Raw genomic sequence first — 25,238 nt, forward strand, 5'->3', positions numbered from 1 at the left:
CGGGAGCAAGCTCCCTCGCCACAAAAGTATTCCAGTTTAATGATCAGGTGTTTTCAGTGCCCGGCGGTCTTGGAGAACAGCTGGATCACCACCACCCCCAACACAATCAGCGCCATCCCCAGCATCGCTGGCACGTCCAGTTTCTGCCCGTAGATGAACAACGCCGCCACGCTGACCATGACGATGCCCAGCCCGGCCCAGACCGCATAGGCCACGCCCACCGGTACGGTGCGCACCACCAGCGTCAGCATCCAGAACGCGGTGCCGTAGCCGACGATGACCAGCAGCAAGGGCAGGGGTGTGCTCAGGCCCTTGATCGCTTTCATCGAAACAGTGGCGATCACTTCGGCGCAGATGGCGATGGCCAGGTAGTAGTAAGCGTTCATGGGCAGTTCCTCTTTGACGGTGGCGTCTTTCGATGGGGCCATTCTAGAGACCGCCCAGATGCGGTAAAGTCATTACCTATCTGTAATAGAGATAGGCTGGGCCATGAACGTACAGTGGAACCTGGAGCAATTGCGGCTGTTTATCGAGGTCGCCGAGAAACGTTCGTTTTCCGCCGTGGCCCGGGACCAGCGCAAGGCGCAATCGGCCATCAGCAGCGCGATCGCCTTGCTGGAGGCCGACTTGGGGGTGAGCCTGTTCGAGCGCAGCAGCGGTCGTCAGCCCAGGCTCACCGACGCGGGTGAAGCCCTGCTCGAAGAAGCCAGGGAAGTGCTGCGCCAGTGCGAGCGCCTCAACGGTCGGGCCCTGGCCTTGATGCGCGGGCAGGAAGCGTCGCTGCGCCTGGCCCAGGATGAAGCCATGCCCTATCAACCGGTCATCGACAGTCTGGCGGCCCTGGCCGAGCAATTTCCCACCCTCGAAGTGCAACTGGCCAGCGCTGCCCAGGGTGACGTGGCGCGCAAACTGGTGGAGCGGCGCGCCGACCTCGGTTTGCTGTTCTATCACGAGCAGATCCCTGAGGCGCTGGAGCGCCGGGTACTGGGCAGCGTCGAAATGGTCACGGTGTGCGGCCGGGGCCACCCCCTGGCGAACCATGCTTATGTGACCTGCCGGGAAATGGCCCGGCACCGCCAGTTGTTGATGGCGACCCAGTCCAGCGTCTATCCCGGCAGTGAGCAGGCCAGCCCGCAGGTCTGGCGGGCCGACAGTTTCTATGTGTTGGCCGAATGGCTGAGGAGTGGCTTGGGTTGGGCCTGGCTGCCGCGGCACGTGGTGCAATACCCGGCGTACCTGGGGGACATGATCGAACTCAGCAGCGAATGGACCCCGCCGGCCCTGGTGGTGGAACTGGTCTGGCGCCGCGACGAACCCCTGGGGCCGGCGGCCCGTTGGCTGGCGGAACGTTTTGCCGTGCAGTTGCAGGCGATCGGCTGAAAAACCGATAAACTCCGCCGCCATGAACAGAACTCTCTATAGCGCATTGTTTTATCTGGGGCTGCCACTGGTAGCGATTCGGCTGTGGCTGCGGGCACGCAAGGCGCCGGCCTATGCCCGGCGCATCGGCGAGCGTTTCTCCTGGGGCCTGCCGGTCATGGTGCCGGGCGGCATCTGGGTCCACGCGGTGTCGGTGGGCGAGAGCATTGCCGCCGCGCCGATGATCCGGGCCTTGTTGCAACGTTATCCACAGTTGCCCATCACCGTCACCTGCATGACGCCCACCGGGTCGGAGCGGATCCGAGCGTTGTTCGCCGGTGAGCCGCGCATCCAGCACTGTTACCTGCCTTACGACTTGCCCTGTGCCGCCAAGCGTTTTCTCGACCGGGTCCGCCCGGTCCTGGCGGTGATCATGGAAACCGAGCTGTGGCCCAATCACATTCACCAATGCGCCAGGCGCGGCATTCCCGTGGCCCTGGCCAATGCGCGGTTGTCGGAGCGTTCGGCCCGGGGCTATGCACGCTTTCCCAAGCTCACCCGGCCCATGCTCGCCGAGATGAGCCTGTTCGCCGTGCAGACCGAGGCCGAAGCCGAGCGTTTTCGCCAATTGGGCGCCCGGGCGGAAACCGTCGAGGTTACCGGCTCCATCAAGTTCGACTTGACCATCGACCCGCAACTGCTCGAAGACGCCAGCGCCTTGCGCCGCCAGTGGCAGGCAACCGAGCGCCCGGTGTGGATCGCCGCCAGCACCCATGAAGGTGAAGACGAAGTGGTACTGGCGGCTCACCGTCGGTTGCTCGACAGTCATCGCGATGCATTGCTGATCCTGGTGCCACGTCATCCCGAGCGCTTCGACTCAGTGCACCAGTTGTGTGAAAACGAAGGTCTGGTCACGGTGCGGCGCTCCAGCGGCCAGCCGGTTACCGCCCAGGCTTCGGTGCTGCTCGGCGACACCATGGGCGAACTGCTGTTTCTCTACGCATTGGCCGACAGCGCGTTTGTCGGTGGCAGCCTGGTGCCCAACGGTGGGCATAACCTGCTCGAACCGGCGGCCCTGGCGAAACCGGTGCTCAGTGGGCCGCACCTGTTCAACTTCCTCGAAATCGCCGCGCAACTGCGTGCTGCCGGAGCGCTGGCGGAAGTGGAAGATGCCGAAAGCCTGGCCCTGGCGGTGCAGCGCCTGTTCGAACTGCCCCGCGACGCCCAGCGCATGGCCGAGGCAGGGCTGAAGGTGATGCGCACCAACCAGGGCGCGTTGCAGCGGTTGCTGGAGGGGTTGGGGCGGTTGCTCGCTGGTCGGTGATCTTTGCCCTTGGGAACCGCTGTTGTGGCGAGGGAGCTTGCTCCCGCTTGGGTGCGAAGCGCCCACTAGAAATGGGACCGCTTCGCGATCCAGCGGGAGCAAGCTCCCTCGCCACAAAGGTATCGTCGTTATTGCGCCGGCCGCGAGCGCAACTGCTGCGAGGCGGCCTGGGCCAGGTCCGGCGGCAGGAAGTCGCGGTCGGGGTTGTAGTCGGGCTTGAGGTAGCGCGACAGGTCCTGCAGGTCCGCGGGGCTCAACGTCCCGGCGGCTTGCTTCAGACGCAGGTTGTCGAGGATGTAGTCGTAGCGGGCGTTGTTGTAGTTGCGCACCGAGGTGTACAGCTGGCGCTGGGCATCGAGCACATCGACGATGTTGCGTGTGCCCACCTGGTAGCCGATTTCCGTGGCTTCCACCGCGCTCTGGTTGGAGATGATCGACTGGCGCCGGGCCTGGACCTGCTCCACGTCCGTGTTCACGGCGCGGTGCAGGTTCCGGGTGTTCTCCACCACCTGCCGGCGCAGGCCTTCGCGTTGCTGTTCGGTCTGGGTGAGCTGCGAGTAGGACTCGCGCACCTGGGAGCTGGTCAGCCCGCCGCTATAGATCGGGATACTCAACTGCAAACCGATGGTACGTTGCTCGGCATCACCGCCATAGCGCTGTCCGGTAGGGCTCGGGTTGGTGAAGCCGAGGCCGTCGTTGTCACCTTTTCTGTACTGGGCGATCGCATCGAGGGTCGGTGCATGACCGGCTTTGCGTTGGCGCAGGGTGTCTTCGGCGGCATCAACGGCGTAGTTGCTGGCCAGCAGGTTCAGGTTCTGCTTGGCCGCCGTGTCAACCCAGGCCTTGGCGTCGTTCGGCGTCGGCGGCAGGATCGGCAGGGTGTGGACGATGCCCTGGAGCGAGTTGTACTGGCGGTTGGTCAGGGTGATCAGCGCTTCGAACGCGTCCTCGACCTGGCGCTGGGCGAGGATCCGGTTGGCCCGTGCGGTGTCGTAGCTGGCCTGGGATTGCAGCACGTCGGTCTTGTCCGACAGGCCGACGTCGAAGCGTTCGTTGGACTGGTCGAGCTGGCGCTTGAGCGCGGCTTCCTCGGCCTTGGTCGAAGCCAGATTGTCCTGGCTGCGCAGCACGTTGAAGTAGCTCTCGGCGCTTTGCAGGATCATGTTCTGTTCGGTGGCCGACAATTGCAGCGAGGCTTGTTCGTTGACGGACTTGGCCGCCTGGAGTTGGAACCAGCGGTCGGCACGGAAAATCGGTTGGGATAGCGTGGCCTGGTAGACCGTGGAGCTGCGGGTAGCGGTCATCGCCGGCTGGTCGAGCTCGGTACGGGTGTTGTTCAGGTCGGCGCCGGCCGAAAGGTTGGGCAACAACCCGGCACGCGCCTGGGGCACCACTTCCTTCTGGGCACCATACTGGGCGCGGGCAGCGGCCAGGTCGGCGTTATTGTCCACCGCTTCCTGATAGACGCTCACCAGATCGGTTTTGGTGGTCAGGGGCGCTTCGGCAGCCCAGGCCATTCCATTGGACGCACAAGACACGGCGAGGGCCAGTGAAAGTTTGCGCAGCATGAGGCAATCCCTACTTCTCGAATGTTTGCGCACAAGAGGCGCGGCGTAGCGAGTGTAGTTGCGCCCGCGCACGGCAACAATCCTGTATATACGCCATTCATCACGCCTTTTATCCGGGTGATGGCGTTCTGTGGTGGTTATGTCTAGACTGGCCGGGTTCTTGTCGGGGTGCCTTGCTATGAGGCTGAGATCGAATAATTTCGGATCCCGTTGAACCTGATCAGGTTAACGCCTGCGTAGGGAACAAGATTTCTCGTCACCCGGCGAGTCCTCTTGTGCTTCGTCCGGGATGTCGTTCGACCATTGAACGCACTCGAGCAGCAAGCACAGCATCCGCACTTTCGTGCTGGGTGCGTCCATTCGCTACAGGTTCGCTCCGACAAAAATCCACTGCCTGGATGTGTGTCTGGAGAGCCCGTGATGACGACAAAAGCAAAAAATGCGACCAACCTCAGTGATTCGGCCAAGGTCGATGAGCAATCGGTCCAGCCCTTTACCCGCTCGCAAAAAATCTATGTCCAGGGCAGCCGCCCGGATATCCGCGTGCCCATGCGCGAAATCAGCCTGGACGTGACCCCCACCGACTTTGGCGGCGAGATCAACGCACCGGTGGTGGTGTACGACACGTCGGGTCCGTACACCGACCCGAACGTGATCATCGATGTGCGCAAAGGCCTGGCCGACGTGCGCTCTTCGTGGATCGAAGACCGTGGCGACACTGAGCGCCTGGCGGGCCTGAGTTCCAACTTCGGCCAGGAACGCCTGGCCGACCCCGAGCTCACCAAGCTGCGCTTTGCCCACGTGAACAACCCGCGTCGTGCCAAGCCGGGCGCCAACGTCAGCCAGATGCACTACGCGCGCAAAGGCATCATCACCGCCGAGATGGAATACGTCGCCATCCGCGAAAACATGAAGCTGGAAGTGGCCCGCGCCGCCGGCCTGCTGGACCAGCAACACGCCGGCCACAGCTTCGGCGCCAGCGTGCCGAAAGTCATCACCCCGGAATTCGTGCGTGACGAAATCGCCCGTGGCCGCGCGATCATCCCGGCCAACATCAACCACACCGAACTGGAACCGATGATCATCGGCCGTAACTTCCTGGTGAAGATCAACGGCAACATCGGCAACAGCGCACTGGGTTCGTCCATCGAAGAAGAAGTGGCGAAGCTGACCTGGGGCATCCGCTGGGGGTCGGACACGGTCATGGACCTGTCCACCGGCAAGCACATCCATGAAACCCGCGAGTGGATCATCCGCAACTCGCCGGTGCCGATCGGCACCGTGCCGATCTACCAGGCCCTGGAAAAAGTCGGCGGTGTGGCCGAAGACCTGACTTGGGAGCTGTTCCGCGACACGTTGATCGAGCAGGCCGAGCAGGGCGTCGACTATTTCACCATCCACGCCGGCGTGTTGCTGCGCTATGTGCCGATGACCGCCAAGCGTGTCACCGGCATCGTCAGCCGTGGCGGTTCGATCATGGCCAAGTGGTGCCTGGCGCACCATAAAGAAAACTTCCTCTACACCCACTTCGAAGACATCTGCGAAATCATGAAGGCCTACGACGTCAGCTTCTCGCTGGGCGATGGCCTGCGTCCGGGCTCGATTGCCGACGCCAACGACGAAGCGCAGTTCGGCGAGCTGGAAACCCTCGGCGAGCTGACCAAGATCGCCTGGAAGCACGATGTGCAATGCATGATCGAAGGCCCCGGCCACGTGCCGATGCAGTTGATCAAGGAGAACATGGACAAGCAGCTCGAGTGCTGCGACGAGGCGCCGTTCTACACCCTCGGCCCACTGACCACCGACATCGCGCCGGGCTACGACCACATCACCTCGGGTATCGGTGCGGCAATGATCGGCTGGTTTGGTTGCGCCATGCTCTGCTACGTCACGCCGAAGGAACACCTCGGCTTGCCAAACAAGGATGACGTGAAGACCGGGATCATCACCTACAAGATCGCCGCCCACGCGGCCGACCTTGCCAAGGGCCACCCGGGCGCGCAGATCCGCGACAACGCCTTGAGCAAGGCGCGTTTCGAGTTCCGCTGGGAAGACCAGTTCAACCTCGGCCTGGACCCGGACACCGCCCGTTCGTACCACGACGAAACCCTGCCGAAGGACTCGGCCAAGGTGGCGCATTTCTGCTCGATGTGCGGGCCGAAATTCTGCTCGATGAAAATCACCCAGGAAGTGCGCGAGTACGCCGCCAACCAGCGCATTGAAGCGGTGGATGTCGATGTCGCCCAAGGCTTGGCGGAGCAGGCGGAGCGGTTCAAGCAGGAAGGTAGTCAGCTTTACAAGAAAGTGTGATGTGAGCCAAAGGTGGCGGTGACTTCACCGCCGCCTTCGCGAGCAAGCCCGCTCCCACAGTAGATCGTTGGTGTACGCAGCTGTTGTGTTCACAGAAGGTCCATTGTGGGAGCGGGCTTGCTCGCGAAGGCGATCATCAGAACAATAAATATCCCTCTGAGATAACACTCTTGAACATCCAACCCAGCACCTACTCCCCAGACACCGCCGTGCCCCTGGACAAACGCGTCTTCGGCGCCCGCGACCTGTTTTCCCTGTGGTTCTCCCTCGGTATCGGCCTGATGGTCTTGCAGGTCGGTGCCTTGCTCGCGCCGGGCCTGGGCCTGAGCGGTTCGTTGCTGGCCATCTTCCTCGGCACGCTGGTGGGCGTCCTGCTGCTGGCGGCGGTCGGAGTGATCGGCAGTGACACTGGCCTGTCGGCCATGGCCGCCCTCAAGCTCAGCCTCGGCACCAAAGGCGCGAGCGTGCCGGCGGTGTTGAACCTGCTGCAATTGATCGGCTGGGGCTCGTTCGAAATCATCGTCATGCGCGATGCCGCCAGCCTGCTCGGTGCCCGAGCCTTCAGCGAAGGCAGCCTGGGCTCGAACCCGCTGCTGTGGACGCTGTTCTTCGGCGCCCTGGCGACCCTGCTTGCCGTGAGCGGGCCGTTGACCTTTGTGCGCAAGGTCCTGCGCAAATGGGGCATCTGGCTGCTGCTGGCGGCCTGCCTCTGGTTGACCTGGAACCTGTTTGCCAAGGCTGACCTGGCGGCGCTGTGGGCCCAGGCAGGCGACGGCTCGATGCCGCTGGCGGTGGGGTTCGACATCGCCATTGCCATGCCGCTGTCGTGGTTGCCGCTGATCGCCGACTACTCACGCTTCGGCCAACGCGCCAAGAACGTTTTCGGCGGCACGGCCGTGGGTTTCTTCATCGGTAACGTCTGGCTGATGAGCCTGGGCGTGGCCTACACCCTGGCCTTCGCGCCGAGCGGTGAAGTCAACGCGTTGCTGCTGGCCCTGGCCGGTGCCGGGCTGGGCATTCCGTTGTTGCTGATTCTGCTGGACGAGTCGGAAAACGCCTTCGCCGACATCCACTCGGCGGCAGTGTCCAGCGGCATGCTGTCGGGGTTGAAGGTCGAGCACCTGGCCTTGGCGATTGGCGTCATCTGCACCTTGATCGCCTGCTTCGCACCGTTGGCTCAGTACCAGAACTTCCTGTTGCTGATCGGCTCGGTGTTCGCGCCGCTGTTCGGCGTGGTGCTGGTGGACCACTTCATCCTGCGCAAGCGCAGCAGCCAAGTGGTGTCAGCCGCGTTGCGCTGGCCGGCCCTGTTGGCCTGGCTGGGTGGGGTGAGCACTTATCACGTGCTGGCCAACCTCTATCCGGATGTCGGTGCAACCCTGCCGTCGCTGGTTCTGGCAGGGTTGCTGCAACTGCTGTTGGGTCGGGCTTTCAGCTACGGCCGGGGAACAGCTCGGGCTTGAGAATGCCATTGAGGCGGGGATAGGCGATCTTCAGTTCGATGTGACCCAGGGCGTATGGCGCGATGGTGCTCACTTCGTACTTGAGGATCACCCCGCCGTAGGTCAGCGCCACGTGCGGGGTTTTCTGGAAGGACCACTGTTTCAGGAACTCGGGTTCCTGATCCAGCTTGGTGCTGATCAGCCAACTGTTGTGGGCGACCTGGGCGGCTTTCCAGAAGGCTTCTTCCTGGCCTGGCAGCAGCATGTCCGACAGGGTCAGCACCTTGTGCTGCTGGCGCGAATAGTTGATGAAGCCGCGCCCTGGCGTGCCGTGGGCACCGCCGGTGTCCAGGTAGCTGGACAATTCGATGATCACCAGGCCGTCATGTTGCTCGCGTACCTTGGCCTGCAAATAGCTGCTGTTGCGCGGTGCGGCGTTGCGCAAAAACTGTTCGCGGTAGGCCGCCAGCGTCGGTGCCGCCGGGGCGTCCGGGGTGCGGGTCATTTGCAGCAGGCGTTTTTCGACGATGCCGTCCAAGGCAGGCTCGGTGGGAAAGTGCAGGGTATCGATGTTCACCAATGGGCAGTCGGCGCTGGCGCAGCCGGGTTGCAGTTGTTCCGAAGCGTCGCGGGTGGTCTCCAGCGGTGCGCGATAGTTGGGTTGGAACAGGCTTTGGCAAGCGCCCAGGGTCAGGGCAATGGCAGCCACGGAGGCGGTTTTGAAAAGCGACATGGGCGTCCTTCATGAAACACGGAAAGGCAAAAAGTTACCCGCTTCGACTGTCGGCAAGGCAATCAGTTCGCCACTAAGCTCATTAGAGTGATTTTCAGCGCAGCCGTCCATCCCGATCACCGGAAAGGGGCTGCATCAAAGGGTACGGGCGCGTTAGGATGGCGCGAAGCCGAGGTTGGAACCTCGTATTGATCCATTGCACACGAGGATTGTCATGACCGACTTCGCCAACGCCACACCGAACACCGTGGACATCGTCAAGCGTGAAACCTGCTTCAAGGGTTTCTATAAGCTCGACCGCCTCGTCTTGCGCCACGAGTTGTTTGCCGGTGGCATGAGCCGTGAGATCAGCCGTGAACTGTTCGTGCGCCATGACGCGGTGTGCGTGCTGCCCTATGACCCGCAGCGCGATGAAGTGGTGTTGATCGAGCAGTTTCGCGTGGGGGCCATTGGCAAGACCACCAACCCCTGGCTGGTGGAATTGGTGGCCGGCCTGATCGACAAGGATGAGCAACCGGAAGAAGTTGCTCATCGCGAAGCGCAGGAGGAAGCTGGGCTTGTCTTCGCTGCGCTTTGGCCGATGACTCAGTATTTTCCATCGCCAGGCGGCAGCAATGAATTCGTACATTTGTTCTTGGGGCGTTGCGACAGCACGGGGGCAGGCGGCCTGCATGGCCTTCTGGAAGAAGCCGAGGACATTCGGGTGAAGGTCTGGGCCTACGAAGATGCCTTGCAAGCCGTGCGCGACGGGCGTATCTGCAACGCGGCCAGCATCATTGCCTTGCAATGGCTGGCCTTGAATCGCGATGAAGTGAGGGGGCTATGGTCCTGAACAAGCTGCGCGACCGCTATCGCGTCGATCTGGTGGGGTTGCAGGCCGCCTGCGAGGCCAATTACGCCCGCCTGATGCGCTTGTTGCCGGACATGCGCAACGACCCGTTGCCGCGCCGCATCGCCGTGACCCACGGCGACCAGATGCTCGGCGTGCTGGCCTTGGAAGTGCTGCAGACCTGTCCCTACACCACCACCCTGCAGGTGCGCCAGGAGCACAGCCTGCCCTGGTTGCCGGTGCCGCAGTTGGAAGTGCAGGTCTATCACGATGCGCGCATGGCCGAAGTCGTCAGCGCCGAACATGCACGACGCTTTCGTGGCATCTATCCTTATCCGAATGCCTCGATGCACCAGCCGGATGAAAAGGCCCAGTTGAACCTGTTCCTGGGCGAGTGGCTGAGTCATTGCCTGGCGCTGGGCCACGAGTTCGAAGTCGTTCGGTAGTTGTGAACCGGTTCCGGTTCGCGGGTTTCCCCTTTCGATCGTCCCCCAGCATAATTGCGGCTTCATGCAGCGGCGTGATTGCGCCTGGGAGAAAGCGATTTGCCGAGCGTATCCAGCTTGACCACTGCCGACGCGGCGTTGTTGGTCCAACTGTCCGATAGCCATTTGTTCGCCGAGGCCGATGCCTCGTTGCTGGGCATGAATACCCGTGACAGTTTGCGGGCGGTCATCGATCTGGTGCTCGAGCAGCAGCCGGGCATTGACCTGATGCTCGCCACGGGGGATCTGTCCCAGGACGGCACGCTGGAGTCCTACGCGGCGTTTCGACAGTTGACTGCCCGAATCGATGCGCCGGCGCGGTGGATCCCCGGCAACCATGACGAGCCGCGGGTGATGCTCGAGGCGGCGGTCAAGAGCACGTTGCTCGATCCGGTGGTGGACATCGGCAATTGGCGGGTGACGATGCTGGACTCGGCCGTGCCGGGTTCGGTGCCGGGGTTTTTGGCCGAGGAGCAGTTGATTCTGTTGGCCAATGCGTTGAGCGAGGCGCCAGAGCGGCATCATCTGGTGTGTCTGCACCATCATCCTGTTTCGATTGGGTGTGTGTGGATGGAGCCGATTGGGTTGCGTAATCCGGAAGCGTTGTTTGCGGTGCTGGATCGGTTTCCCCAGGTGCGGGCGGTGCTCTGGGGGCATGTGCACCAGGAGGTCGATCGGGTGCGCGAGGGGGTTCGTTTGTTGGCTTCGCCTTCGACCTGTATTCAGTTTGAGCCTGGGAGTGAGGATTTTGCGGTGGGCTCGCAGGCGCCGGGGTATCGGTGGTTGCGGCTCTTGCCGGATGGGCGGTTGGAGACGGGGGTTGAGCGGGTGGTTGGGTTTGCGTTTACCCCGGACTATGAGTCCAACGGGTACTGAGTTCGGCCCAACTGTGGGAGCGAGCTTGCTCGCGATGGCGGTCTGATTGAGTACATATCCATTTCTGCGGTAACGGCTACTGGCGGTTCCGCTCTTACAGCGGGTCACTTTTGGCAAACGCCCCAAAAGTAACCAAAAGGTCTTTGCCCCACCACTCGGCACCTCGCCTAGGCTCGGTGTGCCCTCACTCCGGCATTGCTCCGTGGGCCGCCGCGAAGGGCCATCCATGGCCCAGCGCGGCTACCTCGGCATCCATGCCGAGGTGCCCACTGCGCAATACCTGCGTTCGGCCAGCGTGGTTAACGGGGCGCCGAAATCAACGTCCACCGCGAGGCGGCCTTATAGCCGGCCTGGCTCTTTTGTCGTACTCCGATCCAATTGTGGGAGCGGGCTTGCTCGCGAAGACGGCGGCACATGCAATGCTGATGCAAGCTGACCCACCGCTTTCGCGAGCAAGCTCGCTCCCACAGTGGAACGCTGGTGTACACAGATCTTGTGGCACAGCAGGTCCATTGTGGGAGCGAGCTTGCTCGCGATGGCGGTCTGACAGCCGACCAAAATTTGTGGGAATGGTCGGACACACTTTCTGATTCAAGTAGATTTTTCCGACGAGCCCTGGCGGTTGCCGGGTGGGAAGGGCTGTCGCTAACCTTTTCCCGTCGCTGCCAATTCAGCGGCCGGGCCTGGAAACCTGAAAAAAAAAGGAGCTTTATTTCAATCCTAATGGAGCGCCAACATGTCTGAAGATAACTCTGGGCCAACAAAAAACGATTCCATTTCTCCCGAAGCCAGCCAGATTCCCCCGATACTTGATGAAGCCGCCAAGCGCGTCATCGACCACTATCTCGACCCCAAACCTCAAGCCAAAAAGAAAAAGCCCTCAGGTCAACTGTTCGCTGTCGTGGACGGCGTCGATACCGAAAGCCTGCTGGCCAACCTCAGCGAAACCCTGGCTTCAGCCGATGCCATGGTCAGCGACCTTGCCTTCGACCTGGAAGGCTCACGACGCCATGTTGCCCTTGGCATTCAGCAACTGATCGAGCTGGGCGCTTTATTGACAAATCGGGTGCTGGACAACGTCAATACACAACCCTGACCACACCGCGCGCAAAAGCGAGCAAGCTCGCACTGGAGAAACGCGATCACCCTAAACCAGGCCGGCTCTCAGGCCGCCTCGCGTCGGACGTTGATCTCGGCGCCCCGTTAACCGCGCTGGGCCATGGATGGCCCTTCGCAGCGGGCCCATGGAGCAATGCCGGAGTGAGGGCACACCGAGCCTAGGCGAGGTGCCGAGTGGTGGGGCAGAAGCGTTTTGCTTACTTTTCGCCGGGCCGCGCAGGCTTTTCAAAAGTGAGCCGCTGTAAGAGCGGAACCGTCAGCAGCCGTTACCGCAGCAATGGATATGCACCCAGTCCATAGGTTTAGGGCTACTGCGTAGCCCAGCGGGAGCAAGCTCCCTCGCCACAAAGGCCAATGGGCCACTTGGGAAAGGTGTTAAAACACCCAAACCCCTTCAATCTCCCTGTAAACTCCGGCCTTTGCCCAACACCCAGGGAGTCGGCAATGGCGGGTTCTATCCTTTATATCCACGGCTTCAACAGCGCCCCCGCGTCGACCAAAGCCAGTCAGTTGATCAAAGTCATGGCGCAATTGGGCCTGAGCGACCACCTACAAGTCCCAGCCCTGCACCACCACCCCCGCCAAGCCATCGGTCAGCTGGAACAGGCGATTGCACAACTGGGGCGGCCGCTGCTAGTCGGCAGCTCGCTCGGCGGCTACTATGCGACTCACTTGGCCGAGCGCCACGGCCTCAAGGCCCTGTTGGTCAACCCGGCCGTCAGCCCGCATCGGATGTTCGACGGTTACCTGGGTACGCAGAAGAACTTGTATACCGACGAAACCTGGGAATTGACCCACGACCACGTGACGGCCCTGGCCGAGCTGGAAGTGCCGGCGCCCCGGGACCCGCAGCGGTATCAGGTATGGTTGCAAACCGGTGACGAAACGCTGGATTATCGCCACGCCCAGCAGTATTACCGCGCCTGTGCCTTGCGCATCCAGGCCGGCGGCGACCACAGTTTCCAAGGGTTTGCCCAGCAGTTGCCGGCGCTGTTGAGTTTTGCCGGCATTGGCGCCGATTTGTACCAGGCGATCGACTTCACGTCGCTGTGAGCCATCGCCCCTTTTTCATTGAACACTGACGACGAGACCCCATGGCCACTCCCAGCGCTAGCTCTTATAACGCAGACGCCATCGAAGTCCTCTCGGGCCTCGACCCGGTGCGCAAGCGCCCCGGCATGTACACCGACACCAGTCGGCCGAACCACCTCGCCCAGGAAGTCATCGACAACAGTGTCGACGAAGCCTTGGCCGGGCATGCGAAGTCGGTGCAGGTCATCCTGCACGCCGATCACTCGCTGGAAGTCAGCGATGACGGCCGCGGCATGCCGGTGGACATACACCCGGAAGAGGGTGTGTCGGGCGTCGAGCTGATCCTCACCAAGCTCCACGCCGGCGGCAAGTTTTCCAACAAGAACTACCAGTTCTCCGGCGGTTTGCACGGGGTGGGTATTTCCGTGGTCAACGCCTTGTCGACCCAGGTGCGGGTTCGGGTCAAGCGTGATGGCAACGAATACCAGATGACCTTCGCCGACGGCTACAAGGCCACCGAGCTGGAAGTGGTCGGCACCGTCGGCAAGCGCAACACCGGGACCAGTGTGTATTTCGCCCCGGACCCGAAGTACTTCGATTCGCCGAAATTCTCCGTGACCCGCCTCAAGCACGTGCTCAAGGCCAAGGCCGTGTTGTGCCCGGGGCTGCTGGTCAGTTTCGAGGACAAGGCCACCGGCGAGAAAGTCGAGTGGCATTACGAAGACGGCCTGCGCTCTTACCTGGTGGACGCGGTCAACGATTTCGAACGTCTGCCCAACGAGCCGTTCTGCGGCAGCCTGGCCGGTAACAAGGAAGCGGTGGACTGGGCGCTGCTGTGGCTGCCCGAAGGTGGCGAAAGCGTCCAGGAAAGCTACGTCAACCTGATCCCTACGGCCCAGGGCGGTACCCACGTCAACGGCTTGCGCCAGGGCCTGCTCGATGCCATGCGCGAGTTCTGCGAGTTCCGCAACCTGCTGCCCCGTGGCGTGAAGCTGGCGCCGGAAGACGTTTGGGAGCGCATTGCCTTTGTCCTGTCGATGAAGATGCAGGAACCGCAATTCTCCGGCCAGACCAAGGAACGCCTGTCGTCCCGTGAGGCGGCGGCGTTTGTTTCCGGGGTGGTCAAGGATGCGTTCAGCCTGTGGCTCAACGCCAACCCGGAAACCGGCCTGGCCTTGGCGGAGCTGGCGATCAACAACGCCGGCCGTCGTCTCAAGGCGAGCAAGAAGGTCGAGCGCAAGCGCATCACCCAGGGGCCGGCCTTGCCGGGCAAACTGGCCGATTGCGCCGGGCAGGACCCGATGCGTTCCGAGCTGTTCCTGGTGGAAGGTGACTCCGCCGGTGGTTCGGCCAAGCAGGCGCGGGACAAAGAGTTCCAGGCCATCCTGCCGTTGCGGGGCAAGATCCTCAACACCTGGGAAGTGGACGGCAGCGAAGTGCTGGCCAGCCAGGAAGTGCATAACATCGCCGTGGCCATCGGCGTCGACCCGGGCGCCGAGGACATGAGCCAGCTGCGCTACGGCAAGATCTGCATCCTGGCCGACGCCGACTCCGACGGCTTGCACATCGCCACGTTGCTCTGCGCCTTGTTCGTCCAGCATTTCCGCCCGCTGGTGGACGCCGGTCACGTCTACGTGGCGATGCCGCCGCTGTACCGCATCGACTTGGGCAAGGAAATCTACTACGCCCTGGACGAAGCCGAGCGCGACGGTATCCTCGATCGCCTGGTGGCAGAGAAGAAACGTGGCAAGCCGCAAGTCACCCGATTCAAGGGCCTGGGCGAGATGAACCCGCCGCAGTTGCGCGAAACCACCATGGATCCGAACACTCGCCGCCTGGTGCAGTTGACCCTGGATGATTTCGCAGCGACCTCGGAAATGATGGATATGTTGCTGGCGAAGAAGCGCGCCGGCGACCGCAAGTCCTGGCTCGAATCCAAAGGGGACCTGGCCGAGGTGCTGGCCTGATGCGCAACGGTTTCGCCCTGGCGTTGTGGCTGTGGGCGGGGGCGGTAGTCGCAGGACCTGCGCCAGAACTGAAGCTGCTGTCCGAGCACGCCGTCGATGGCATGCGCGGCGGCAACCTGTCCGGGCTGGCGCTGTGCGGCGGCGAGATGTGGACGGTGTCCGATCGCGACGACGACCGAATCTATCGCCTCGCACCCTCCGAGGCGCCGGTCTGGCAGGCCGAGGTGGTTGAAATCGAGGTGCCGGAGGTGCCGGACAGCGGTTTGCCCTGGGGCTTGCGTTCCCGGACCTGGGCAGCGTCGTTCCTGCGCGGTGGCGAGCTGGATTTCGAAGGCATCAGCTGTGACAGCGCTGGCAACCGTTATGTGGTCAGCGAGTCTCATGCCGCAGTGTTGCAAGTGTCGCCTTCGGGAGACGCATCCTGGTTGAAAATCGCCCCGACTCTGATCCGTCAGGCCCGGGGCAGTGGCATGTTGCTGCATTTCAACGCCTTGTTCGAGGGGCTGGCGATCAACCCAGCTGGTGATCAACTGTGGTTGGCCGCCGAACGCGAACGGCGCGGCCTGCTGCTGATCAAGCGTCAGCAGACGGTGTGGGACTGCGATGGCAATTGCGTGTTGCTGAGCGAAGCCGGGCGGGAGATGCAGCCGGCGCAGTTCCCCAAGGCCAAGGCGGTTCCGCGGGATTTCGCGGACCTGTCATTGTTCAATGGCAAGCTGTTTACCCTGGAACGCAACGCCTATCAGATCTGCCGGCGTGACCCGCAGACCGCCCAGGTCGAGCGTTGCTGGTCGTTCGCCGCCGAGGCGTTGCAGGATAACCGCCGTTATCCCCAGGCTTACGGGCTGGCCGAAGCGCTGGTGGTGGATGCCGAGGGGGCTTGGATCGGCCTGGACAACAACGATGGCAAGCGGGCCGATGGTGAACGGCGGCCAATCGTCTGGCGCTTCGCCGCGCCCGAGGGTGGCTGGAGTGCCTCGCCGTGAGCCAGCAGGTGCCGGGCAAGCGCGCCGGCCGGGTGCTGATGATCCTGGCCTGGTGCGCCGCGCTGTTTCTGGCGACGCGGTTTTTTGCCCAATGGGAGCAGCGTCAGCAAAACCCCAATACCCAGGTGTACTCGCAAAAAGGTGAAGGTTTTATCGAGGTGAAGCTGGTCGGCAATCAACAGGGGCATTTCGTCGCCAGCGGCCAGATCAATGGTCAGCCGGTGGACTTCATGCTCGACACCGGTGCCACTGACGTGGCGATCCCGATGGAGCTGGCCGAGCGCCTCAAGCTGGAAAAAGGCTTCGGCGTGACCTTGAGCACCGCCAACGGTGTGAGCGAGGGCTACCGTACCCGCGTCGACCGGCTGCAATTGGGCGACATCGTCTTGCGCGATGTCCGTGCCCTGGTGGCGCCTGGCCTGGGTGGCACGCAAGTGCTGCTGGGCATGAGCGCCTTGAACAAACTTGAATTTACCCAGCGCGACGGCACCATGCTGCTGCGCCAGACAACGAACTGATGAGGCCCGCATGAGCGACATTCTTGCAGACAGCTTAGACGGCGTAGAACGCCGATCGCTGGCTGACTTCACCGAAAATGCCTACCTCAACTACTCCATGTACGTGATCATGGACCGTGCCTTGCCGCACATCGGCGACGGTTTGAAGCCGGTTCAGCGGCGGATCATCTATGCCATGAGTGAGCTGGGGCTGGATGCGGATTCCAAGCACAAGAAATCGGCGCGTACCGTCGGTGACGTGCTCGGTAAATTCCACCCCCACGGCGACTCGGCCTGCTATGAAGCCATGGTGCTGATGGCCCAGCCGTTCAGCTATCGCTACACGCTGGTGGACGGCCAGGGTAACTGGGGGGCGCCGGACGATCCCAAGTCCTTCGCGGCCATGCGTTACACCGAGGCGCGGCTGTCGCGCTACTCCGAAGTGCTGCTCAGCGAGCTGGGCCAGGGCACTGCGGATTGGGGGCCGAACTTCGATGGCACCCTCGACGAACCCCTGGTTCTGCCAGCACGTTTGCCGAATATCCTCCTCAATGGCACCACCGGCATCGCCGTGGGCATGGCTACCGACGTGCCGCCCCACAACCTCCGGGAGGTGGCCACGGCGTGCGTGCGTCTGCTGGACGAGCCAAAAGCCACGGTGGAACAGCTCTGCGAGCACATCCAGGGGCCGGACTATCCGACCGAAGCCGAAATCATCACCCCGCGCGCCGACCTGGTGAAGATCTACGAGACCGGTCGCGGTTCGGTGCGCATGCGCGCCGTGTACCACATCGAAGACGGCGACATCATTGTCACGGCGCTGCCGCATCAGGTCTCCGGGGCCAAGGTCCTGGAGCAGATTGCCGCGATGATGCAGGCAAAACCGTCGAAAGCGCCGCAAGTGGCGGACCTGCGCGACGAGTCTGACCATGAAAATCCCTGCCGCATCGTGATCATCCCGGTCAACAGCCGGGTCGACCACGACGCGCTGATGCAGCACCTGTTCGCCAGCACCGATCTGGAGTCCAGCTACCGGGTCAACATCAACATCATCGGCCTGGACGGCAAGCCGCAGTTGAAAAACCTGCGGGCATTGCTGGTGGAGTGGCTGGAGTTCCGGGTCAAGACCGTGCGTCGGCGCCTGCAATTCCGCCTGGACAAGGTCGAGCGCCGCCTGCACCTGTTGGACGGCTTGCTGATTGCCTACCTCAACCTGGATGAAGTGATCCACATCATCCGCACCGAGGAGCACCCCAAGGCCAGCCTGATCGCCCGCTTTGACCTGAGCGAAATCCAGGCCGACTACATCCTCGACACCCGCCTGCGGCAGTTGGCGCGGTTGGAAGAAATGAAGCTGCGCGCCGAGCAGGACGAACTGCTCAAGGAGCAGGCCAAGTTGCAAGCCTTGCTGGGCAGTGAAGCCAAGCTCAAGAAGCTGGTACGCACCGAGCTGCTCAAGGACGCCGAAACCTATGGCGATGACCGTCGCTCGCCGATCGTCGAACGTGCCGAAGCCAAGGCCCTGACTGAGCACGATCTGCTGCCGAACGAGAAAGTCACCGTCGTGCTGTCGGAAAAAGGTTGGGTACGTTCCGCCAAGGGTCATGATATTGATGCGACGGGGCTTTCCTACAAGGCCGGGGACGGTTTCAAGGCCTTGGCGGCCGGGCGTTCCAACCAGTTCGCGGTGTTCGTCGACTCTACCGGGCGCAGCTATTCGGTGCCGGCCCACACCCTGCCATCGGCTCGCGGCCAGGGCGAGCCGCTGACCGGTCGATTAACGCCTCCACCGGGTGCAACTTTTGAATGTGTGCTGATGCCTGATGATGATGGACTGTACGTCATTGCGTCGGACGCGGGTTACGGGTTCGTGGTCAAGGGCGAGGACCTGCAAGCCAAGAACAAGGCGGGCAAGGCGTTGTTGAGCCTGCCGAACAACGCCAAGGTGATTGCGCCGCGTCCGGTGGCCGATCGAGAGAGCAACTGGCTGGCGTCGGTGACCACCGAAGGTCGGTTGCTGGTGTTCAAGATCAGCGACCTGCCGCAGCTAGGTAAAGGCAAGGGCAACAAGATTATCGGTATTTCCGGCGAACGGGTCGCCAGCCGTGAGGAATATGTCACGGATATTGCAGTGTTGCCGGAGGGCGCCACGCTTGTGCTACAGGCAGGAAAGCGTACGCTTTCGTTGAAGGCGGACGATCTTGAGCATTACAAGGGTGAACGTGGTCGGCGGGGTAACAAGCTTCCGAGGGGATTTCAGCGGGTCGATGCGCTGCTCGTCGAAAACCTCAATTAGGCGTAGTAGAGGGCTCGGTCTGCGATTAAATGCCGCAGATCGATGCTTTCGCGCTGGAGTCGGCGCGCATATTCACGGATGATAGGCCCTTTCAAGCGCCGGCGTAGCCGAGCGTTCTTCACATTGACCGAGTATTTTTTCACTGTGGCAAGCCTTGTGGCTGCCACCTGGACGGAACGATGACTGCTCTGCGCCTCCCTATTTTGTGGCTCGCCGGCCTGCTTGGCCTGGCGGGCTGCAGCATGAACCAGCCGGTGTCGCTGTACCAACTGGACAGCGGCACCCCGGCCCAGCCTGCGCAAAGCACAGGTATGGCCGTATTGCTCGGCCCGGTTCTGATCGCTGATTACCTGCAGCGTGAAACCTTGTTGCAACGCCAACCGGACGGCAGCCTGCAAGCCGCCACTGACGGCCGTTGGGCCGGCAGCCTGTCCTCTGACATCGATCAGTTGCTGTTGCGCCAGCTCGCCGGGCACCTGGACAGCCAGCGTGTGGTGCTGGCACCGGCGACCCAGGGTTTCACCCCGGATGTGCAGGTACTGCTGTCGATTACCCGCCTGGACTCGGGTAAAGCCCAGCCGGCCGTGCTCGATGCCCAATGGCGGTTGATCGACCGTCGTGGCAAGGTGCGTGAGAACCGCATCGTTCATCTGCAAGAGCAACATGCCGGCACCACCGCGGCACAGGTCCAGGCCCAGGGCGTGCTCCTGCAACGCCTGGCCGAACAGCTGTCGGTGTCGCTCAAGCCCCTGGCCAACCAGCCGCCTGTCGCCGCCGAAGTGCCTCGCAAGGCCACGACAGCCCCGGCCAAACCGGTAGAGAAGGAAAAGGACAAGATTCCCATGGCCTTGCCGATCCGTACGGACATGGAAGTGTTCAGGTTCTGACGGTTGGACCGGCTACACGACAAAGCCCGCGTTGATGCGGGCTTTGTTGTTTCTGCCGGTTGGATCTCTTGTGCCTGGGCCGGCCTCATCGCGAGCAAGCTCGCTCCCACGCTAAGCCTGAGGTCAGCCCCCTGTGGGAGCGAGCTTGCTCGCGATGAGGCCGGCCCAGACAACAAAAAGCCCGCAGACAATCACTCATCTGCGGGCTTCGTTATTTCATGTTCCGGGACTCAGGCCTGGCGCTCATGCATCCGCGCCAACTGCCGCTCCAGCATCGATGGATAAGGCTCCATCAAGCGCTCCACGCAACACGCGCCTTCGGGGCTGGCGATGGGGCGGATGCGCGCGCGCTGGCGGATCAGGGCGTCGTCGTTGATCTTGCGCTCCACCAGCAGCAGGTTGCGGCTGTGTTGCGACAGCGCCAGGGCGTCCTGGGCGGTTTCGGTCAGCAGCAGGTCGATCTGGCTCAAGCCGAACAGGCCATCGCCCAAGGTCAGGCCCAACTGCAGTTGCAGGGTGATGCCGCTGTCAGCGACTTCGATCTGCAACTGGTGACCCAGGGCGCGCAGCAACTCACCGCAGCAAATGGCATTGGTCAGGTAGTCGTCGCCGCTGTCTTCGGTGTGGAACAGCATCAGCGTGCTACCGTCGTTCAAGGTGTGCAATTCGCCCTGGTAGAGCGATGCGGCCTGGTCCAGGCAGTCGCGGTAGCGCTCGAGCAACTCCTTCAGGCGTGCCTGGGGCAGGCGACGCAGTTGATCCTGGGCGCCCAGTTGCACGGCCAGTACGGCGCTGTGCTGGGGCAGGTTCGAGGCCACAGGCTTGGCGACCGGCCGGGGTGCCCCATCGATCGATTCGTCACGCAGATCGGCGAAGGCATCATCGTCTTCCTCGTCCTCTACCGCGTGCACCACGTGGCGTGGGGCCGGTTTGGAGGCCGGCATCGGCTGGCTTTCGTCGAAGCCCGGGTCGCGCAGGTTACGCACTTCGAAGCCTGGCTCGGCATCGTCGTCCGTGTAGTCGAGGTCTTCAGGTTCCGGCTGGGGCTCGGGTTCCGGGGCGAAGCTGGCGTGCAGTTGCCGGGCCAGGTCGCCGATCTCGTCCTGGCGCTGGGTGGCCGGCGTGTGTTCGTCGATGTCCCGCAGCCAGACGCGCAATTGCAGCAGCGGTGTGGAGATGTGCCGCCCCAGGCGCAGGCTCAGGGCCAGTGCCAGGGCCAGCAGGATCGCGCTGAGGATGCCCATGCTTTGCAGGCTGATGGTCATCGGTTGCTGGAACTGGTCCATGTCCAGGCTGATGCGCAGTTGCCCGGCGGTCACGTCCTGGAAGGTGATCTTGCTCTGGTACATGCCGCCGGACTCGCCCAGCAGGCCAGGCTTGGGCCGCTGGCCGGCCTCGGCGAGGATGCGGTTGTCCACGCTGTAGATGGCGGCGTGGGCCACCAGCTTGTTCTTGGTCAGGTTGTTGAGCAGCACGTTGAGGCTGAGGATGTCGTTGGACACCAGCAGCTCGGTGGCGGACGTGGCGGTCTGGGTGGTCAGGCTTTCACCCAGGGCATCGGCCTGCTCGTGCATCGCCTGCTTGAACTGCAAACCCATCACACAGGCATAGATGACCAGGGCCAGGGCGACCAGGATCACGTTATGGCTGGCAATGCGCAATGCGATCGGCACACGGCGATGGCGCAGTGCACGGAAGATCAGCAGGAAGAAGTTGTCGGTTTTGACTGGCGTGGGCCGGTTCACTGAGCTCGGCTCTTTGTCCGTGAAATTGACGCGCAGTATAGCGACAGGCCCATGGCCGGCAAAGCACTGGCGGTGCCCGATGGTCACTGAATGTGGGTAGAATGCGGTTTTTTTCCACCTGCGGGGGTGCGCCTTGCGCGAAATCGTCCTGATAAACATCACTGGCAGCGACCGTCCGGGTCTGACTGCGGCCATTACCGGCGTTCTGGCCCAGGGTGGTGTGAACATTCTCGACATCGGTCAGGCGGTGATCCATGACACGCTGTCGTTCGGCATCCTGGTTGAAATCCCGGACGCCGAACAAAGCAAGTCCGTGCTCAAGGACATCCTGTTCACCGCCTACAAGCTCGACCAGCAGGTGCGCTTCACCCCGGTGTCCGAGGACGATTACCAGCATTGGGTGGCCGGCCAGGGCAAGAAGCGCCATATCGTGACCCTGTTGACTCGCAAGGTCACCGCCGAGCAGTTGCAGCGCGTCAGCTCGATCACCGCCCAATATGGCCTGAACATCGACCACATCGACCGCCTGTCCGGGCGCATGCCGCTGGACACCCCTGCCGACAAGGGCAAGGGCTGTATCGAGTTTTCGGTGCGCGGCGAGCCGGCCGATCCCCAGGCGTTGCGTGCGGAATTCCTCAGCGTGGCCCAGGAACTGAACGTCGACATTGCCTTCCAGGAAGATTCGCTGTTCCGCCGCAACCGCCGCCTGGCGGTGTTCGACATGGACTCGACACTGATCGAGGCCGAGGTCATCGACGAACTGGCCAAGGCGGCCGGCGTGGGCGACAAGGTCTCGGCCATCACTGAGCGAGCCATGGCCGGCGAGCTGGATTTCCGTGCCAGCTTCAAGGAGCGCCTGGCGCTGCTTAAGGGGCTGGATGTCAGCGTGCTGGATTCCATTGGCGCCTCCCTGCGCCTGACCGAAGGCGCCGAAACCCTGTTCGCCGAACTCAAGCGCCTGGGCTACAAGACCGCCATCCTGTCCGGCGGCTTCACCTACTTTGCCAAGCAGTTGCAGGCCAAGCTCGGTATCGACTACGTATTCGCCAACGAGTTGGAAGTGGTGGACGGCAAGGTCACCGGCGTGGCCGTCGAGCCGATCGTCGATGCCCAGCGCAAGGCCGACCTGCTGCGTGAACTGGCTGAAAAAGAAGGGCTGCGCCTGGAGCAGACCATCGCTGTGGGCGACGGCGCCAACGACCTGCCGATGCTGGCGATCGCGGGCCTGGGCGTGGCATTCCGCGCCAAGCCGCTGGTCAAGCAGTCGGCCAGGCAAGCGATTTCCACCCTGGGGCTGGATGGGGTGTTGTACTTGCTGGGCTTCAGGGATCGTGACGGACAGCTCTGACTGACACACTGACGTTGGAGTCAGCGCAATTGTGGCGAGGGAGCTTGCTCCCGCTGGGGCGCGAAGCGGCCCTGAAGCCTGGGGCCTGACTGTTTCGGATCGACCGCAGGGGCCTGCTGCGCAGGCCAGCGGGAGCAAGCTCCCTCGCCACAACGGGTTATGTGCGGTTCAAAGCGATTTCCACAACGAATCAAAATTCCCTTCCTGGTCGCTGCTCTCCTCGGTGGCTCCCGAGTCTTCCGGATGATAGGAAAACTGGTTGAAGCTGTGGGTGCTGGTCACCCGGCGGTCCAGGCCGGCGCGGCGTTCCTGGCCGTTGGTATTGATCAACACCCGCTGGCCCTCCTGGAAGGGCAGGCGTGGGGCGATCATGGTCGGGGGCAGGTCAATGGCGCTGATCTCGGGGAGTAACAGCCCGCGCAGGTAGTGACCGTGCTCGTTTTCCCGGACCAGTTGCAGCCCGCAAGGCTGGGCATGGGGGGCGACCAGTTCGATGCCCATTTGCATGGCGCCGTTGCGCACTTGGCGGATCCAGCGCACCACGGCGACGCTCCAGGCTTGGTCGCTGCTGTCGCGGATGCCGATCATTTCCCCGGCTTGCAGTTGTTCCGGCACCTCCTTGGGCCAACCGAGGCAATAGCCGCCAGGGCTGTGGTTGATGATCGGCAGGTCGTAGGTGGGGAAGTGATGCTGGTTGTCGGAGCTGGTGCCATCGTCATCGGCCGGGTTGACCGGGTACTCGATTTCTTCATAGGGCAGCAGGTCGCTGTCGCCAGCGGGGGCGGCGTCGAACGCTTGCTTCCAGGTGTCGTTTGTCTTGCTCGGCGAGGCTTCGAAGCGGGCCTTGCGGGTGGCGGGGCTTTTCAGGATTTCGTTGAACGAGCGCTCGCCGCCAAGGTAATAGTGCAGCGCACTCATGCCCACGCACAGGGTCAGCGTGCCGTTGCCCTCGGTGCGCTGGAAGCTGCGTTCAGCCGCTTCGCCCCAGGCGGCTTGCAGGTGATGCAAAGTGTCGACGCTCATGCCACCAGGGACTGGCAACGTATTATCGGCAGGTTGTTCCAGGTGAGTGGCGATTGCACGCACCAGTGGCTGGGGATCGAAGCCCTGCAAGGTTGGCTGCTGTTCGGCTCGGAACTTGGAGCGGTAGCGTGGCCCGACATCCAGCTCTGGAGCGACGGCGAACAGGCTGCTGGCAGCGGTGGCAGGGTCCAGCTTGACCCACTGGCTCCAGGATTCGAGCACCTCGGTCAGTCGCCCGATCTGGCTCTGGCGCAATTGATTGCTGCGTGACGCGCCCAGCAGCAGGGCGACGACATAGGTTTGCTCGGCGTTCAGTTGATGAACCTGGCTGGCCAGCTCGTCACTCACGCTCAGGTGTTGCAAGCGGTGCAGGCAGGCGATCCGGTACAACTGATGCAAGTCGAGCCACAGCCCCTCGGGCACCGGGCTGTAGAGCTGGCTGGCACGCAGCAGCGGGCCGTTGAGGGCATGCATCGCCCGTTGTAGCGCGGTGCTCAGCAGGCGGGCCCGGTCCTTGGTGTATTTCGACGCGATACGCGCCACGATCTGTTTGTAGCCCATGGCCAGTTGGGTTTGCAAGGCCTGGCATAGGTTGACGATCTTGCGCGAGCGATCATCCAGCACGATGGCTTGTTGCAGGAAGTGCCGCTCCAGGTGCTTGCAGACGTAGTACACCTCGGGCCGCAGCAGTTCGAGCAGTTGCAGGCGATTGTCGCTGGGCGTGAGCAGTTGGTTGAGTTCGCCCAGGGCCTGGTACAACAGGCGGGCCGTTTCGCCGATGTTGGCCTTGGGCAGGTTGGCGATCCAGCGCTTGAGGTCCCGTGGCGTAGCATCGCAGAACGACAGGCGTGATTGTGTCGGGGTCAGGACGCGCAATAGCTGGAGAGGGCTGGTCTCATTCATGCCGTGTACGGGCTCCGGCGGGAAATAAACGTGATGTTTCCAACTCTAGCAGTTGTAGCCGAAGGAGGTGCGCTATCTATGCTGGATACCCTGTGGGAGCGAGCTTGCTCGCGATGACGCCAGGTCAGTCGCCATCGAGGTGACCGTTACATCGCCATCGCGAGCAAGCTCGCTTGTATGGTAGGACTTGAAGGGGGGAGGAGGGACAAAGCTCGATTCTGACTGTTAGCCGCAGTACAGACCGTGGGAGATTTCACCCCTCCTCCTTTCACCCAAGCGCCGATAAAGAATGCATCTGGCCTAGACCGACGATAGGAACAAGCCTGCGCCTCTGGGTGAACCCTTCAAGTGTTCAAACCTTAGCCCGGAGGATTTTCAATGGCAATGCCGGTTTCTGTCGCAAAGCCGATCGTGGGTGTTGATGTCGCCAAAGATGAGTTGGTGATTTATCACGCAGAAACAGATCGACTGGAAGCGCTCCCCAACACCAAGGCAGCGATCAAGAAGTG

20 protein-coding genes, 1 pseudogene and 1 riboswitch are annotated in these 25,238 nt (G+C 62.5%); of the genes and pseudogenes, 16 read left to right on the top strand and 5 right to left on the bottom strand.

Features of this window, described 5'->3' with window-relative positions:
* Window positions 1–53 precede the first annotated feature (53 nt).
* Window positions 54–386, bottom strand: a complete 333-nt coding sequence (locus BLO80_RS14105; RefSeq protein WP_003197153.1) for a DMT family transporter — start codon at window positions 384–386, stop codon at window positions 54–56.
* Between the two features lie 103 nt (window positions 387–489).
* On the opposite strand from BLO80_RS14105, the gene BLO80_RS14110 reads away from it, so the two are divergent.
* Window positions 490–1,380 carry a LysR family transcriptional regulator gene (locus BLO80_RS14110; RefSeq protein ID WP_092333990.1) on the top strand — a complete coding sequence of 297 codons (891 nt, stop codon included), beginning with the start codon at window positions 490–492 and terminating at the stop codon, window positions 1,378–1,380.
* Between the two features lie 22 nt (window positions 1,381–1,402).
* The gene (gene waaA / locus BLO80_RS14115) at window positions 1,403–2,683 is read left to right on the top strand and encodes a lipid IV(A) 3-deoxy-D-manno-octulosonic acid transferase (protein ID WP_092333988.1); all 1,281 of its coding nucleotides are present in this window, start codon (window positions 1,403–1,405) and stop codon (window positions 2,681–2,683) included.
* A gap of 128 nt (window positions 2,684–2,811) precedes the next feature.
* Here the strand turns inward: waaA and BLO80_RS14125 are convergent, their stop codons facing one another.
* Window positions 2,812–4,251: a TolC family outer membrane protein gene (locus tag BLO80_RS14125; protein WP_092333984.1), complete on the bottom strand. Its 1,440-nt coding sequence runs from the start codon at window positions 4,249–4,251 to the stop codon at window positions 2,812–2,814.
* A gap of 154 nt (window positions 4,252–4,405) precedes the next feature.
* Window positions 4,406–4,511: riboswitch (TPP riboswitch) on the top strand.
* A gap of 160 nt (window positions 4,512–4,671) precedes the next feature.
* Between BLO80_RS14125 and thiC the strand changes: the two genes are divergently transcribed.
* Both thiC and cytX read left to right on the top strand, forming a co-directional pair.
* Window positions 4,672–6,561, top strand: coding sequence for a phosphomethylpyrimidine synthase ThiC (gene thiC / locus BLO80_RS14130; RefSeq protein WP_092333982.1), 1,890 nt, complete (start codon window positions 4,672–4,674; stop codon window positions 6,559–6,561).
* A gap of 170 nt (window positions 6,562–6,731) precedes the next feature.
* Window positions 6,732–8,024 (top strand): putative hydroxymethylpyrimidine transporter CytX, encoded by a 1,293-nt coding sequence (gene cytX / locus BLO80_RS14135; RefSeq protein WP_092333980.1) that lies wholly within the window; start codon window positions 6,732–6,734, stop codon window positions 8,022–8,024.
* On the opposite strand, the gene BLO80_RS14140 is transcribed toward cytX, so the two are convergent.
* The gene (locus BLO80_RS14140) at window positions 7,993–8,736 is read right to left on the bottom strand and encodes a DUF3298 domain-containing protein (RefSeq protein ID WP_092253031.1); all 744 of its coding nucleotides are present in this window, start codon (window positions 8,734–8,736) and stop codon (window positions 7,993–7,995) included. The genes cytX and BLO80_RS14140 overlap by 32 nt on opposite strands.
* Before the next feature lie 214 nt (window positions 8,737–8,950).
* On the opposite strand from BLO80_RS14140, the gene BLO80_RS14145 reads away from it, so the two are divergent.
* The 10 genes from BLO80_RS14145 to BLO80_RS14195 all read left to right on the top strand — a co-directional run bounded on the left by BLO80_RS14145 (window position 8,951) and on the right by BLO80_RS14195 (window position 19,710).
* Window positions 8,951–9,568: an NUDIX domain-containing protein gene (locus BLO80_RS14145; protein WP_072407133.1), complete on the top strand. Its 618-nt coding sequence runs from the start codon at window positions 8,951–8,953 to the stop codon at window positions 9,566–9,568.
* Entirely contained in the window at window positions 9,559–10,011 is a 453-nt protein-coding gene (locus BLO80_RS14150) for a DUF1249 domain-containing protein (protein ID WP_024618006.1), read from the top strand. The genes BLO80_RS14145 and BLO80_RS14150 overlap by 10 nt, the downstream gene beginning before the upstream one ends.
* A gap of 99 nt (window positions 10,012–10,110) precedes the next feature.
* The gene (gene cpdA, locus BLO80_RS14155; protein WP_092334034.1) at window positions 10,111–10,926 is read left to right on the top strand and encodes a 3',5'-cyclic-AMP phosphodiesterase; all 816 of its coding nucleotides are present in this window, start codon (window positions 10,111–10,113) and stop codon (window positions 10,924–10,926) included.
* A gap of 736 nt (window positions 10,927–11,662) precedes the next feature.
* Window positions 11,663–12,022, top strand: coding sequence for a DUF6124 family protein (locus BLO80_RS14160; protein ID WP_092334351.1), 360 nt, complete (start codon window positions 11,663–11,665; stop codon window positions 12,020–12,022).
* A gap of 467 nt (window positions 12,023–12,489) precedes the next feature.
* Window positions 12,490–13,098, top strand: a complete 609-nt coding sequence (locus tag BLO80_RS14170) for a YqiA/YcfP family alpha/beta fold hydrolase (RefSeq protein ID WP_092334353.1) — start codon at window positions 12,490–12,492, stop codon at window positions 13,096–13,098.
* Window positions 13,099–13,139: 41 nt separating this feature from the next.
* Complete coding sequence (gene parE / locus BLO80_RS14175; protein ID WP_092334355.1) at window positions 13,140–15,044, top strand: DNA topoisomerase IV subunit B; 1,905 nt, start codon at window positions 13,140–13,142, stop codon at window positions 15,042–15,044.
* Complete coding sequence (locus tag BLO80_RS14180; protein WP_092334357.1) at window positions 15,044–16,030, top strand: esterase-like activity of phytase family protein; 987 nt, start codon at window positions 15,044–15,046, stop codon at window positions 16,028–16,030. Before parE ends, BLO80_RS14180 begins: the two co-directional genes overlap by 1 nt.
* Entirely contained in the window at window positions 16,027–16,548 is a 522-nt protein-coding gene (locus BLO80_RS14185; protein ID WP_092205341.1) for a retropepsin-like aspartic protease family protein, read from the top strand. Before BLO80_RS14180 ends, BLO80_RS14185 begins: the two co-directional genes overlap by 4 nt.
* Window positions 16,549–16,558: 10 nt before the next feature.
* The gene (gene parC / locus BLO80_RS14190) at window positions 16,559–18,823 is read left to right on the top strand and encodes a DNA topoisomerase IV subunit A (protein ID WP_092334359.1); all 2,265 of its coding nucleotides are present in this window, start codon (window positions 16,559–16,561) and stop codon (window positions 18,821–18,823) included.
* 179 nt (window positions 18,824–19,002) lie between these two features.
* Window positions 19,003–19,710: a PqiC family protein gene (locus BLO80_RS14195; RefSeq protein ID WP_092334361.1), complete on the top strand. Its 708-nt coding sequence runs from the start codon at window positions 19,003–19,005 to the stop codon at window positions 19,708–19,710.
* Between the two features lie 230 nt (window positions 19,711–19,940).
* On the opposite strand, the gene BLO80_RS14200 is transcribed toward BLO80_RS14195, so the two are convergent.
* On the bottom strand, window positions 19,941–21,455 hold the full coding sequence (locus BLO80_RS14200) for an AhpA/YtjB family protein (RefSeq protein ID WP_092334363.1): 1,515 nt from the start codon (window positions 21,453–21,455) through the stop codon (window positions 19,941–19,943).
* A 133-nt stretch (window positions 21,456–21,588) separates the two neighbouring features.
* Between BLO80_RS14200 and serB the strand changes: the two genes are divergently transcribed.
* Complete coding sequence (gene serB, locus BLO80_RS14205; protein ID WP_092205345.1) at window positions 21,589–22,803, top strand: phosphoserine phosphatase SerB; 1,215 nt, start codon at window positions 21,589–21,591, stop codon at window positions 22,801–22,803.
* Between the two features lie 168 nt (window positions 22,804–22,971).
* Here serB and BLO80_RS14210 read toward each other — a convergent pair whose 3' ends face one another.
* Window positions 22,972–24,729, bottom strand: a complete 1,758-nt coding sequence (locus tag BLO80_RS14210; RefSeq protein ID WP_092334365.1) for a molecular chaperone — start codon at window positions 24,727–24,729, stop codon at window positions 22,972–22,974.
* Between the two features lie 378 nt (window positions 24,730–25,107).
* Between BLO80_RS14210 and BLO80_RS30285 the strand changes: the two are divergent.
* Window positions 25,108–25,238: pseudogene (locus BLO80_RS30285) on the top strand (IS110 family transposase); the annotation flags it as partial.

Origin of the sequence: Pseudomonas sp. NFACC56-3, from assembly GCF_900100025.1 — a bacterium.
In the GTDB taxonomy this organism is placed as follows: domain Bacteria; phylum Pseudomonadota; class Gammaproteobacteria; order Pseudomonadales; family Pseudomonadaceae; genus Aquipseudomonas; species Aquipseudomonas fluorescens_AA.